The following is a 12,230-nucleotide window of genomic DNA, read 5'->3' as shown; positions in this document are numbered from 1 at the left end:
CGGCAAGACCGCCCCTGACGCATCATCAGCCAACTACACTCCGGACGACGCCTCTGACCAGGCCAGATAGCGAAACGCTGCTGGAGTACTAGGCCGCACAGAGAATTCCTCCGGCCATCCGGAGGGTCTTCACGTCGTGCGGAACGCTCTCCACGTCGTACAGAAGGTTCTTCAAGGCCTACGTAGTGGTGGGCGCCCCTTGATGTAAGGGGCGCCCACCCTTGCGTGCTGCCCCTTACTCCTTGGCCGTGGCCACCGTGACGGGGCGCACCTGCAGCGCGACCCGGCCCGGCAGCGCGGTGGCGACGAGGGCGAGCACTCCGGCGACGGCGACGACCGTCACGTACACCAATGGCGTGACCGCCGGAGCCGCGCTGCCCGTCATCCCGACGCTGAAGGCGGTCAGGACCGCCAGCCCGATTCCGCTGCCGAGCGCGGTGGCGAGCAGCAGGACCGACAGCGCCTCGATCCGCAGCATCCGCAGCACCTGCCGGCGGGTCGCCCCGGCGAGCCGGAGCATCGCAAACTCGCGGACCCGCTCGGAGACCGACATGGCGAGCGTGTTGACGACGACTATGGCGGTGAAGGCCAGGACCAACCCCATGGCGAGGTAGTTGACCTCCGCGTTCGCCTGCTGGCGCGCGGCCTGGATCGAATCGGCTGCGGCCGGTGCGAGGACATGGACCGCCGGGAACTCACGGAGAGTAGTCGCGAGTTGTGTCTGTGTACGGGCGGTGCCGACGAGGACGGAGGTGGCGAGCGGGTTGTCCATGTGTCGGGCGACCAGGTCATGGGCGAAAGTGAGGTCGCCGAACCCTAGACCCTTGGCGTAGACGGCGGCGACGGTGAGCGAGACGGGCGTGCCGTCGCCGAGAGTGAGTTTCAGGGTGCCGCCGGGCTTCAAGTGGAGCTGGTCCGCGGCGAGTTCACTGACGGCGACGGTGCTGTCCTTGAGGTCGTTCAGGGAGCCCGCGGTGACGTCCGGGTCCCACGTGCGGGTCAGACCGGCCGGCGTGACGCCCTGGGCCGCGTACTTGTCCAGGCCCACGCGGACGGTCGTACGGACCACTTCGGTGACGACGTCGTGGTGCGTACGCAGCTGACGCGCGGCCTCGGCCGGGACGCCGGGGCCCTGGGCGGCGAGCACCCAGTCGGCGCGGATGCCCTCGCGTGCCTGGGCGCGGGCCGCGTCGCCGAGGGTCGGCTGGACAAAGAGAACGGTGCAGGTCATTCCGATGAGGAGGGTGAGGGGAGTGACGACGGAGGCCATGCGGGCCGCGTTGCCGCGGAGGTTGGCGCGTGCGAGACGGCCGCCGGGACCGGTCAGCCGCACCGGACCCGCGAGGACGGCCGCGGCCGCCTTGACCAGGAGCGGACCGAGCAACGCCACGGCGGAGGCGAGGACCACAACGGCCAGGAAGGTCACGGGGGTTGAGGCGGGCTCGGTGCGCAGCACGCTGAGCACGGCGACGAGGACGGCACCACCGGCGAGCAGCGCGAGACCGGCGAGGACGCGTCCCCACGCGGGGCGAGTGCGCTCGACCTGGGCTTCGGCGAGCGCCTCGGCCGGGCGGATCCGGGTGATGCGGCGGGACGAGATACGCGCGGCAGCCCAGGCGCCGAGAAGAGTGGCGGTGATAGCGGCGGACAACGGGAAGACGCTGACCGTGTGCTGAAGCGTGGCCGGGACGGCGCCCATGGCGACGAACCGGCTGTGCAGCCAGCTGCCCAGCGGCAGTCCCGCGAGCGCGCCGATCACACCGGCGGCCGCCCCGACGATCATGGCTTCCCTGCCGAGGAGGGCGCGGATCTGGCCAGGCGTGGCGGCGATGGCGCGCAGCAGGGCGAGTTCACGATGGCGTTGCTGCACGGAGAGCGCGAAGGTGCCGACGACCACGAGTACGGCCACTAGGAGCGAGGTGCCGCCCATCGCACCGCCCATGCTGACCAGCTTCGTCCGGGCGGCGGCCGCGTCCAGGAACTCGACCGGGCCACGCTCGTCTCCCCCGCTGGCCTGCGCGGTGGTGCCGTGCAGCGCCTGGGCCACGGACTGCTTGAGGGTGGCGACGTCCGTGCCGTTGGCGGGCAGCACGCCGAAGGCGGTGACCTGCCCGGGGTGCGCGGCCAGACGCCGGGCCTCGGAGGCCGAGAAGAAGAGGGACGTCTGGTGGAGTACGGCCTTGGCGGGCTCGGCGACTCCGGTGACCCGATAGGTGCGCGGGGACTGCGTCGACTGGACGGTGAGGCGATCGCCGGGCTCGAGGTGGGCCCGCTCCGCGAACTGACGGTCGACGACGAGGTCGCCGTCGGTCTTGGGCGCGGTTCCGGTGGTGAGCGTGTACGGCGTCAGCGCGGCGGAGTCCCAGGCGTGACCGTAGGCGGGCCGGTTCTTGTCGTCGCTTCCGGTGGGGGTCAACGGCTGGGCAAGGAACGTCAGTTCGGGGATGACTCGGTCCACCCCAGGGGCCCGGCGGAGCCGCGCGGCCAGGTCGCTCGACAGCCAGGCCCGCTCGGCGATGGGCTTGGCCTTGTGCTTGACCTTGGTCTTGCCCTTCCTGTGCTTGACGGTGGTCCGGTGGACGTTCTGGTCGGCCGACACCACGACGGGGGTCGCGGCATACCGCTCGGTGCGGATCGTCCCGCGCAAGCCCGTCTCGAGCAGGGTGCCGCAGGCGGTGATGAGAGCGGCCGCGCACATCAGGGCGAGGAAGGCGCCGAGGAAGCCGCCTTTGCGGGCTCGGACGGTCTGCAGGGCGTAGCGCAGCATCATGAGGGGTCGCTCTCTTTTCTGTTGTGGTGTGCGTGCTGGTCTCCGCCGTGGGGCGCCGGGCGGTGGTCGGGCTCGGCGTCAGGGGCCGGGAAGGCAAGGAACCGCGTGAGTACCGTTCGCGCGTCGGGCGGGGTGTCGGCTTCCGAGCGCTTGTAGCGGTTGAGGAGTGCGATGTACTCCTCGAAGAACGCGCGGAGTTCGGGGAGCGTCAGCCGGATGCTGCCGCGCGAGTACGGGAAGGCGTCGGCCCAGGGGGCATCGCCCGCGTCTCCTTGGAGCTGCAACTGCTCGAAGAGTTCGAGGTCGGCGGCGTACGCGTGGTGGTTCAACTCGTCCATGACGAGCCGCATCTCGGCGCTCTGACGGCTGCGCGGCGGAAAGCGCCGGTCACCGGGGACGGCCCGCCACCAGCGCTGCCGGCCGCGGCCGTTGACCTCGGCCTGTTCCTCCACGAAGCCGTACCGTGCGAGCTCGCGCAGGTGGTAGCTGGTGGCTCCGGTGTTCAGTGCCAGCGCTCGGGCGAGCGTCGCCGACGTGGCGGGGCCGTGCACGGTGAGGTGCTGGAGCATGCGCTGTCGACGGGGCTGCGCGAGGGCCTTGAGCGCGGCGAGGTCGGACAACTCGATGGGCCCGTGCGGCGCCTTCGGGGGTACTTCCGCTTCCGCGCCGGGTTCCTGTGCCATGCGTACACAGTCGTTTGTGCACAGGTGTCTGTGCATTGCGGCGACCCGGCGTCTTCAACCGGGGGTTAACCCCACTCCGGCGAACGGGAGTTGAGTCGCCACCTCCTGACCCGGGCAGCAGTCCGGGCCCTGAACGCGATCGGCGCCCCCGCGCGTCTACCGTGTTCAGGGCCCGCGATCGGACTACGGTGCCCCGGCCGAACCGGGTTCTGGGTTCCCGGGTTCTGGGTGCCCGGTTCTGGGGCCTGCCGGGAACCCCGGCCCACGTTCCCCGGGCGTTCATAGGGTCAGACCCTCTTGTCCCCGGGGGAGTTCAGAAGCCCGTCGTCCCCGAGAGGGTCAGAACCCCTCGTCCCCGAGCCCCTCCGTGTCCTCGCCCTCTTCCTCCAGCGCCTGGCGGACCACGCGCAGGGCCATGCCCTCTGAGTAGCCCTTGCGGGCGAGCATGCCCGCGAGGCGCCGCAGCCGCTTGTCGCGGTCGAGGCCGCGCGTGGAGCGCAGCTTGCGGGCGACCAACTCGCGCGCGGTCGCCTCCTCCTGCTCGGAGTCGAGTTGCCCGACGGCCTCGTCGATCAGCGTCGAGTCCACGCCCTTGGTCCGCAGCTCCTGCACGAGCGCCCGTCTGGCCAGACCCCGGCCGTGGTGCCGGGACTCCACCCAGGCGTCCGCGAAGGCACTGTCGTTGATCAGGCCGACCTCCTCGAACCGTGACAGCACCTCGTCCGCCACGTCGTCCGGGATCTCGCGCTTGCGCAGTGCGTCCGCGAGCTGCTTTCGCGTGCGCGGGGTCCCGGTGAGCAGGCGCAGACAGATCGCCCGCGCCCGCTCAGCCGGGTCCCCTGGGGGCTCCCCCTTCTCGGCCCTCGACGAGGAAGGGGCGCCTCCGTCCTGTGGGTCGCCGAAACCGGCACGCCTCCGGCGTCCTCGTCCGCCACGCGGCCCGCCGTCACCACGCCGACCACCGCCTCGGCGCGAGCCATCATCCGGCGAACCGTGACCGCCCGGCAGGCCGTCACCGCGCCGCGGGCCTCCGTCCGGCGAACCTTCGCCGTCCGGATCCCCGCCATAGAGCCCGTTGGCGCCGTACGTCCCACCGTCGTACGCCCCGGCGCCGCCGTATCCCCTGTCACCGTCTCCGGCCGAGCCGCGGTTGCCCCCGTCGTACCCCTGCCCTGGCCCCTCCGGGGCGACAGGGTAGGCGTACTCGGCCCAGTCGGTTCGTCGCGTCACGGGCTAGCTCTTTGCCGCCGTGGCCTTCGACTTGGCGGCCTTGGCCGCCGGGGCGGACACCGTCTTCGCGGCGTCGTCCGGGGCGGCCGAGACCGCCGCGTCCGCGCCCGGCTCGGTGGTGGGCTCCTCGGGCTTCACACCGACGCCCAGCTTCTCCTTGATCTTCTTCTCGATCTCGTTGGCGAGGTCGGGGTTGTCCTTCAGGAAGTTGCGCGCGTTCTCCTTGCCCTGGCCGAGCTGGTCGCCCTCGTACGTGTACCAGGCGCCGGCCTTGCGGACGAAGCCGTGCTCCACGCCCATGTCGATCAGGCCGCCCTCGCGGCTGATGCCCTGCCCGTAGAGGATGTCGAACTCGGCCTGCTTGAAGGGCGGCGCGACCTTGTTCTTCACGACCTTGACGCGGGTGCGGTTGCCGACCGCGTCGGTGCCGTCCTTCAGCGTTTCGATGCGACGGATGTCGAGCCGCACCGAGGCGTAGAACTTCAGCGCCCGGCCACCCGTCGTGGTCTCCGGGGAGCCGAACATCACGCCGATCTTCTCGCGGAGCTGGTTGATGAAGATCGCGGTGGTCTTCGACTGGTTGAGCGCGCTGGTGATCTTCCGCAGGGCCTGGCTCATCAGACGGGCCTGCAGACCCACGTGCGAGTCACCCATCTCGCCCTCGATCTCCGCGCGCGGCACCAGGGCGGCGACGGAGTCGATGACGATGAGGTCGAGTGCGCCGGAGCGGACCAGCATGTCCACGATCTCCAGAGCCTGCTCGCCGTTGTCCGGCTGCGACAGGATCAGGTTGTCGATGTCGACGCCGAGCTTCTTCGCGTACTCGGGGTCGAGGGCGTGCTCGGCGTCCACGAAGGCCACCTGGCCGCCGGCCTTCTGCGCGTTCGCCACCGCGTGCAGCGTCAGCGTCGTCTTACCGGAGGACTCCGGGCCGTACACCTCCACCACTCGGCCTCGCGGCAGGCCGCCGACACCCAGGGCGACGTCGAGCGCGGTCGACCCGGTGGGGATGACCTCGATGGGCTCATTCGGCCGCTCGCCCAGGCGCATCACGGCGCCCTTGCCGAATTGCCGTTCAATCTGTGCGAGCGCGGCGTCGAGCGCCTTCTCGCGGTCGGTTCCTGCCATGGGTTCCACCCGGTTTGCTTGAGTCGATCGCTTCACGTCAAAGACGCTAACGCCTGCCACTGACAATGCGCCCCGACGCCCGTCCGGCCTGTGGATAACTCGGGCACATCTCCATGAAAACCCTGACGAAATCCCCGTCGAGAGCCCCGCCGGAACCTCCATAAGAATGGATGTTCGATTTTTGTGTCAAGCGCACCACAGGGCATCTCCGAGAGTACGTTCGCGGTCTGACACCACCCCGGATTTCCCGTCGGCACGGGCCCTACACCGGGCTACTCTCCCGGGCGTACGGCGGGTGCCTTCGGCCGTACGACGACGGCGTGGGGTCCGCCCGCGAGGCTGGAGCCATGGAAACCACGAGGTCCCGGTCCTCCCTGGCACCCCTGAAGCTCACGCTGACGCCGTTGAAGCTCACGCTCCGTCCGGCTGAACGGCTCTGCTACGCGACCGGCGCCCTGCTCGTCGTCTCGGGACTCGTGCATCTGGTGGTCTTCGCCGTCGACGGCGGGCCCTGGGACGGGCCGGTCTCCTGGCGCAAGCCCATCACCTTCGGGCTCTCCTTCGGGCTGACACTGATCGCGATCACGTGGGTCACGTCGCATCTGCGCGTCGGGACGCGGCTGCGCACCACGTTGCTCGTCGTATTCGCCGCCGACTGTGTCGTGGAGGTCGGCGGGATCACCCTGCAGGCATGGCGCCGGGTGCCCTCGCATCTCAACATGGAGACCGGCTTCGACACTGCGGTGTCCATGACGCTCGCGGTGGGCGGCGGGGTTCTCGTGGTGCTGCTCACCGCGTTCGCGGTCGCCTCATTCCGGAACCGGCCCACGGGCCCCCTGGGCATGCCACTCGCGCTGCGCTCCGGGTTCGCGATCCTGCTTGTCGCACTGCTGTCGGGCGCCGCGATGATCGCGCGCGGGGTGGTCCTCACCCGCACCGGCCACCAGGATGCGGCCTACCACTCGACGGCCCCGCTCAAGCCGCTGCACGGAGTGAGCCTGCACGCCGTGCTGGTGCTGCCCGCGCTGGCTTGGCTGCTGTCCCGTACCTCCTGGAGCGACCGGATCAGGCAGCGGATCATGTACGCGGCGGTCGGCTGCTACGCGGCAGCTGTCGTCGGCGCCGGTGTGTGGGCGGTCCTCAGCTGGTGAACATCACCGGCTGAACAGCCGCCGTACGCGCGCGAAGAGACGGCCTTGGCCCCTTGTCCGGTGCCCGTGCACCCGGGGATCGTCCGTGACGTCGTACCGCTTCACATACGCCCCCAGGAAGGCCTGCAGGGTGGCGACGGCCGGGATCGCGATCAGCGCGCCGACGGCACCGAGGAGCGCGGTGCCCGCGATGACCGACCCGAAGGCGACGGCGGGGTGGATGTCGACGGTCTTGGCGGTCAGCTTGGGCTGCAGTACATAGTTCTCGAACTGCTGGTAGATCACGACGAAGATGAGCACCCACAGCGCGTACCAGGGGTCGATCGTGAAAGCGATCAGCATCGGCAGGGCGCCCGCGAGATAGGTGCCGATGGTGGGGATGAACTGGGAGACCAGGCCCACCCAGACGCCGAGCACGGGCGCGTAGGGCACGCCCAGGGACTCCAGCAGGATGTAGTGCGCGATACCGGAGATCAGCGCCATCAGACCGCGTGAGTACAGATAACCGCCGGTCTTGTCGACTGCGATCTCCCACGCGCGCAGCACCTCGGCCTGCCGGGCCGGCGGCAGCACCGAGCACAGCGCGCGCCGCAGCCGTGGTCCGTCGGCGGCGAAGTAGAACGAGAACAGCGCGATCGTCAGCAACTTGAAGAGGCCGCCCAGCACCTGCGCGGACACATCCAGGACGCCGGTGGCGCTGTTCTGCACGTACTTCCGCAGCCAGTCGGAGTGGACCAGGCTGTCCTGGATGTCCACCCGTCTCAGGTCGGTGTGGAAGTGGGTGTTGATCCAGTTGATGACCGAGTCGAGGTAGTCGGGGAAGCCCTCGATCATCTTGATGATCTGGCCCGCGAGCATCGAGCCCAGCAGCGTGATGAATCCGGCGATCGCGATCATCGCGCCGAAGAAGACGAGGAAGGTGGCCAGTCCCCTGCGCATGCCGCGCGAGGCCATCCAGCTCACCGCGGGTTCTATCGCGAGTGCCAGGAAGAACGCGATGAGAATGTTGATCAGCAGGCTGGTGAGCTGGTGGAACGCCCAACTGCCCAGCTGGAAGACAGCGACGAGCGCCAGGGCGAGCACCATGGCGCGCGGCAGCCAGTGCGGCATGCGCCGGCCCTGGGCTGCGGTGTCCCCTGCCGAGGGGCCGCTGGGCGGCGTCGTGCCGAACGGTGATGCCTGCTGGGGGACCTGCGCGGTCTCGTCTGTCGGGGCCACGGTGCAAGTCTCGCCCACGCCAACGACAATCGACCCCCGCCCCCGGATCTTCGTGGCCCGTCAGCGGTTTTCGTACGGAACGTTCATGGCCGTGCACACCACGCGCCACACGTCCTTGGCCTCCCAGCCGGCGTTCAGCGCCTCGTGCACGGTGCGCCCGTCGAGCTCCGTCATCACGTGATCGCGCGCGAAGGTGTCGGCGTACCCCGCTCCGAAGTGATCCGCCATCCGCTGCCAGAAGACCGTCAACCGCATGACTCCAGTATCCCGCCCCTGAGAGTGGGCCCGAGCCGGGACCGCTTGCCGAGACCGCTTTCCGTCCTACGGTCTGACGCATGGCCGAAACAGGAGCATCCCCACTCCCCCCGACGCCCCCGGCGCACTCCCTGCTCTCTCGCGCCGAGCACTTCGTCTGGCTCACCGCGCGCATACTGGAGCAGCGCCGGTTCGAATATCACTTCCTGGGCGGTGGCGCCGACGCGGTGGAGACCGCGCTGGCCGCCTACCGCAACGAGGACGAAGGGTACGGTCACGCGCTCGAACCCGATCTGCGCGGCCCGGTCAGCCAACCGCTGCACACCGGGCACGCGCTGCGCGTGCTGGACTCGATCGGGCGCTGCGGAGGACAGCGCGTGGAGCGCGTGTGCCGCTATCTGACCTCCGTGTCGACGGCGGACGGCGCGCTGCCGGCGATCCATCCCAGCCAGCGCGGCTATCCGGCGGCTCCCTTCGTGACGGTCGTCGACGACCCGCCGAGCGAACTCCTCGCCACCGGGCCCGTGGTGGGCCTGCTGCACCGCAACGAGGTGTGGCACGCGTGGCTGTTCCGGGCCACCGACTTCTGCTGGCAGGCGGTCGAGTCCCTGGAGAAGTCCCATCCGTACGAGATCGAGGCTGCCGTCGCCTTCCTGGACTCCGCGCCCGACCGTCCGCGCGCGGAGGCGGCCGCCGACCGTCTGGGCCGCCTGGTGCGCGAGCACAGGATCGCGGCGCTGGACCCGGAGCGCCTTGAGGCGTTTCCGGTCGCGCCCGGTTACGCGCCGGGCGAGCACCACTTCCCGCACGACTACGCGAAGACTCCCGGCTCACTCGCGCGCGCGTGGTTCACCGACGAGGAGATGGCACGCTCGCTCGACCACCTGGCGGACGAGCAGGAGGAGGACGGCGGCTGGCCGATCCGCTGGCGTCAGTGGGCGCCGGGCACCGCCCTGGAATGCCGCCCCCTGGTGACGATCGAGGCGCTGCGCACGCTCCGGGCGTACGGACGGTCGATCGGCTGACGTTCAGGGGCGCTAGCGCAAGCTGACATTGAGGGACGCGGACCGCCGTTCAGGGACGCGAGTACGGGCCGTCGCCCGGAGTGTCCCGGGTGTCCCTGAGGAGCAGCGCCGCGATCGCCAGTGCCGCTCCTCGGGGCGACGACAGGTCGATGCCGGTCTGTTCCCCGATCTTGGCGAGCCGGTTGTCGACGGTGTTCGGGTGCAGTCCCAGCATTGTGGCGGTGGCCCTGCGGTCCTGCTGGTGGGCGAGGTGGGTCCGCAGGGTCTCCAGGAGCTCGGGGCGGTGGCCATACGCCGGGCCAGCTCGTTGACCCCGGGCTCGCAGCGCAGCGCGAGCGCCCTGGCGGCTGCGGAGAGGGTCACGGTGGGCTCCTGCGGGCGTACGGGCGGCTCGTGACCCGTCACAGTACCCAGGGCACTCTGCGCCGCCCTCGTACCCAGTCACACTCTCCGCTGCCCTCGGACGCAGACACTCTGCGCCGCCCTCGGACGCAGACACTCTGCACCGCCCTCGGACAGGGCAATGGGTCCGTACACGCGCGCGTACGGACCGCGCGCACTGACCGACTGTGTGCTCCGACGTCAGCCGGTCATCGCCCGCACCCCCGCGGTCACCACCACCGCCGCGGCGACGACGAGCAGGAACGGAGCCCGCAGGATCAGTGCGACGGCTGCCGCGGCCAGGCCCGCCGCCTTCGCGTCCACGACCAGGACGCGCCCGTCTGCGAAGGTCTGCTGAGCCGTGAGGGCGGCGAGGAGGGCGACCGGCAGCAGGGCGGCGAGGCGCTGGACGAGCGGCCGCTCCAGCACGCCGGCGGGGACCAGCAGCCCGATGAGTTTGACGGCGTAGCAACCCACGGCGGTCGCGCCGATGGCGATCCAGATGTTCAACGGTCTTCCCTAGGTGCATCGTTGGCGGTCTTCACACTGCGGCGCCCCTCTACGTAGAGGACGGCGGGAGCCGCCAGAGCGGCCACCAGTACGGGAACTCCGGCGGGCAGCACGGGCAGCAGTGCGAGCCCCACAAGGACCGCGATACCCGCGGCCGCGCGCTCTGTGGTGGTCTTCAGCATGGGCGCGAGCAGCGCCAGGAAGACGGCGGGCCCGGCGGCGTCCAGCCCCCACGCGTCGGTGTCACCGATGGCCTCGGCTCCGATGGCGCCGAGCAGGGTGGTGAGGTTCCACAGCACGTACAGGGAGAGCCCGGTGACGGTGAAGCCGATGCGGACACTGCGTCGGGTGGGCTGAGCGAGCGCGACCGCCGTGGTCTCGTCGATGACCCACTGCGCGGCGAACGGACGCACCGCGCGCGGGAGGGCGAGCAATTGCGACAGGCGCAGCCCGTAGAAGGCGTTGCGCACCCCGAGGAAGAAGGCGCCCGCGGCCGCCGTGAGCGGGTTGCCCCCCGCCGCGAGCGCGCCCACGAGCGCGAACTGCGAGGCACCGGTGAACACCAGGAGGCTGAGCGCGCAGGTCTGCAGCAGCGTGAGCCCGCTGCCGGCCGAGGTTACCCCGAAGGCGAAACCGGACAGCCCGACGGCAACCCCGACCCCTAGGGCGTCGCGGACAACGGCGGCGTCGGGTTTTCCGACGTCTCCTCGGCGTCCGGCGTCTCCTCGGCGTCCGGCGTCTACTTGGCGTCCGCCGGCCGCACCGTGTCCGGCGTCTCCACCGCATCCGCCGCCTTCATCGCGTCCGCCGTCTCCACCGCATATGTCTGTGAGAGCTGTCTGTTCTGCCACGCCCTGGACGGTACGAGTAGTCCCCCTTCACCGTCTTGTACGTTCTTGCGCTCGCGCTGGTAGGCGCCCGGGGGCACGCCCACGATCCGGGTGAAGTGCCGATTGAGGTGCGGCTGGTCGGTGAACCCGACGGCGACGGCCGCCTCGGCAGGCACGGCGCCGGCGTCCAGGAGGCGGCGTGCCCGGCGTACGCGGGCGTCGGTCAGCCAGGTGTGGGGCGGCATTCCGTAGGCGTCCCGGAACGCGCGCAGCAGTGCGAACGAGCTGGTGCCGAGGTCGGCGGCGAGCCGCTCCAGAGTCGGGGGCTCGGCCATCCGCTCCTCCAGCACGGCACGCGCGCGTGCCGCGATGCGAGCTCCCGCGGTGCGCACGGCCCGCTGCGGCAGCGGGCCTCCGTTCAGGCGCAGCAGCCGGGTCACCGCCACGCGCAGCAGGGTGTCGGCGGCGAGCGCGTTGCCCTCCTCCGCGGCCCGCAGTACCTGGTGGACCAAGCCCGCCGCGTACGGGTCCTCGAGCACCGGACTGGCGAATCCGGGGGTGCCGCGGATCGTGGTCGTCTCGGCGGCGATCTCGGCCACCAGCTCCGGCGACGGGTACACGGCCCCGTACCGCCAGCCTTCGGGGACCCCGGCGCGACCGGTGTGCGGAGTGTCCGGGTTGACGAGTGCCAGGGCGCCGGGGCCCGCGTACTGATCGGCACCGCCGTGGTGGAAGACCTCGACACCGTCGGCGATGGCAGCGATGACGAAGTGCTCGTGGGTGTGCCGCACGAAGATCTTCTCGACGTAGCTGGCCCGCAACAGATCGACACCGGGCAGTTCCGCGTACTGCCAGTGTCGAGCCCGCTCCGCCGAAGCCGCCATGTCCCCATTTTGCGCCTGCGGCCGCAGGCACCTCACGGTCGGCGGCCGACCCCGCTCACGGCCTCGCTGCCACCAGCCACCCGTTCACGGCCACCGGCCACCGGCCACCGGCCAGTGCGAACCTCCGCGGCCGGGCCAAGGCTGCCTCCACGGTCTCCTCCCCGA

General features: G+C 70.7%; 12 protein-coding genes. 2 read left to right on the top strand and 10 right to left on the bottom strand.

What is annotated here, in order from left to right:
* Positions 1 to 235: 235 nt before the first annotated feature.
* The 4 genes from ACZ4RZ_RS48270 to recA all read right to left on the bottom strand — a co-directional run bounded on the left by ACZ4RZ_RS48270 (position 236) and on the right by recA (position 5,811).
* Positions 236 to 2,770, bottom strand: coding sequence for an ABC transporter permease (locus tag ACZ4RZ_RS48270; RefSeq protein WP_467753993.1), 2,535 nt, complete (start codon positions 2,768 to 2,770; stop codon positions 236 to 238).
* Entirely contained in the window at positions 2,767 to 3,453 is a 687-nt protein-coding gene (locus ACZ4RZ_RS48265) for an ArsR/SmtB family transcription factor (protein WP_467753992.1), read from the bottom strand. The genes ACZ4RZ_RS48270 and ACZ4RZ_RS48265 overlap by 4 nt, the downstream gene beginning before the upstream one ends.
* Before the next feature lie 339 nt (positions 3,454 to 3,792).
* Positions 3,793 to 4,683 (bottom strand): recombination regulator RecX, encoded by an 891-nt coding sequence (gene recX, locus ACZ4RZ_RS48260; RefSeq protein ID WP_467753991.1) that lies wholly within the window; start codon positions 4,681 to 4,683, stop codon positions 3,793 to 3,795.
* A 3-nt stretch (positions 4,684 to 4,686) separates the two neighbouring features.
* Positions 4,687 to 5,811, bottom strand: coding sequence for a recombinase RecA (recA, locus tag ACZ4RZ_RS48255; protein WP_467753990.1), 1,125 nt, complete (start codon positions 5,809 to 5,811; stop codon positions 4,687 to 4,689).
* Positions 5,812 to 6,158: 347 nt separating this feature from the next.
* Between recA and ACZ4RZ_RS48250 the strand changes: the two genes are divergently transcribed.
* The gene (locus ACZ4RZ_RS48250; RefSeq protein ID WP_467753989.1) at positions 6,159 to 6,962 is read left to right on the top strand and encodes a hypothetical protein; all 804 of its coding nucleotides are present in this window, start codon (positions 6,159 to 6,161) and stop codon (positions 6,960 to 6,962) included.
* Between the two features lie 3 nt (positions 6,963 to 6,965).
* On the opposite strand, the gene ACZ4RZ_RS48245 is transcribed toward ACZ4RZ_RS48250, so the two are convergent.
* Both ACZ4RZ_RS48245 and ACZ4RZ_RS48240 read right to left on the bottom strand, forming a co-directional pair.
* Entirely contained in the window at positions 6,966 to 8,180 is a 1,215-nt protein-coding gene (locus tag ACZ4RZ_RS48245) for an AI-2E family transporter (protein ID WP_467753988.1), read from the bottom strand.
* Between the two features lie 60 nt (positions 8,181 to 8,240).
* Positions 8,241 to 8,435 carry a DUF3046 domain-containing protein gene (locus ACZ4RZ_RS48240; protein WP_467753987.1) on the bottom strand — a complete coding sequence of 65 codons (195 nt, stop codon included), beginning with the start codon at positions 8,433 to 8,435 and terminating at the stop codon, positions 8,241 to 8,243.
* Positions 8,436 to 8,515: 80 nt separating this feature from the next.
* On the opposite strand from ACZ4RZ_RS48240, the gene ACZ4RZ_RS48235 reads away from it, so the two are divergent.
* Entirely contained in the window at positions 8,516 to 9,460 is a 945-nt protein-coding gene (locus tag ACZ4RZ_RS48235) for a hypothetical protein (protein WP_467753986.1), read from the top strand.
* 49 nt (positions 9,461 to 9,509) lie between these two features.
* On the opposite strand, the gene ACZ4RZ_RS48230 is transcribed toward ACZ4RZ_RS48235, so the two are convergent.
* From ACZ4RZ_RS48230 to ACZ4RZ_RS48215, 4 genes are all read right to left on the bottom strand, one after another.
* Positions 9,510 to 9,905 carry a helix-turn-helix domain-containing protein gene (locus tag ACZ4RZ_RS48230; protein WP_467753985.1) on the bottom strand — a complete coding sequence of 132 codons (396 nt, stop codon included), beginning with the start codon at positions 9,903 to 9,905 and terminating at the stop codon, positions 9,510 to 9,512.
* Between the two features lie 137 nt (positions 9,906 to 10,042).
* Positions 10,043 to 10,351: an AzlD domain-containing protein gene (locus ACZ4RZ_RS48225; protein ID WP_189188173.1), complete on the bottom strand. Its 309-nt coding sequence runs from the start codon at positions 10,349 to 10,351 to the stop codon at positions 10,043 to 10,045.
* The gene (locus ACZ4RZ_RS48220; protein WP_467753984.1) at positions 10,348 to 11,202 is read right to left on the bottom strand and encodes an AzlC family ABC transporter permease; all 855 of its coding nucleotides are present in this window, start codon (positions 11,200 to 11,202) and stop codon (positions 10,348 to 10,350) included. The genes ACZ4RZ_RS48225 and ACZ4RZ_RS48220 overlap by 4 nt, the downstream gene beginning before the upstream one ends.
* Entirely contained in the window at positions 11,091 to 12,065 is a 975-nt protein-coding gene (locus ACZ4RZ_RS48215) for an AraC family transcriptional regulator (RefSeq protein ID WP_467753983.1), read from the bottom strand. The genes ACZ4RZ_RS48220 and ACZ4RZ_RS48215 overlap by 112 nt, the downstream gene beginning before the upstream one ends.
* Positions 12,066 to 12,230: the final 165 nt, after the last annotated feature.

This window comes from Streptomyces sp. NPDC027189 (assembly GCF_055566975.1).
Note: the sequence above shows the minus strand (reverse complement) of the source record. Positions and strands in the feature narration are given on the sequence as shown.

What these genes read in the sequence shown, in the direction of transcription:
- ACZ4RZ_RS48265 (WP_467753992.1), bottom strand. Translation starts at nt 3,453, where the DNA reads ATGGCACAGGAACCCGGCGCGGAAGCGGAAGTACCCCCGAAGGCGCCG.
- ACZ4RZ_RS48250 (WP_467753989.1), top strand. Translation starts at nt 6,159, where the DNA reads ATGGAAACCACGAGGTCCCGGTCCTCCCTGGCACCCCTGAAGCTCACG.
- ACZ4RZ_RS48270 (WP_467753993.1), bottom strand. Translation starts at nt 2,770, where the DNA reads ATGATGCTGCGCTACGCCCTGCAGACCGTCCGAGCCCGCAAAGGCGGC.
- ACZ4RZ_RS48215 (WP_467753983.1), bottom strand. Translation starts at nt 12,065, where the DNA reads ATGGCGGCTTCGGCGGAGCGGGCTCGACACTGGCAGTACGCGGAACTG.
- ACZ4RZ_RS48235 (WP_467753986.1), top strand. Translation starts at nt 8,516, where the DNA reads ATGGCCGAAACAGGAGCATCCCCACTCCCCCCGACGCCCCCGGCGCAC.
- ACZ4RZ_RS48240 (WP_467753987.1), bottom strand. Translation starts at nt 8,435, where the DNA reads ATGCGGTTGACGGTCTTCTGGCAGCGGATGGCGGATCACTTCGGAGCG.
- recA (WP_467753990.1), bottom strand. Translation starts at nt 5,811, where the DNA reads ATGGCAGGAACCGACCGCGAGAAGGCGCTCGACGCCGCGCTCGCACAG.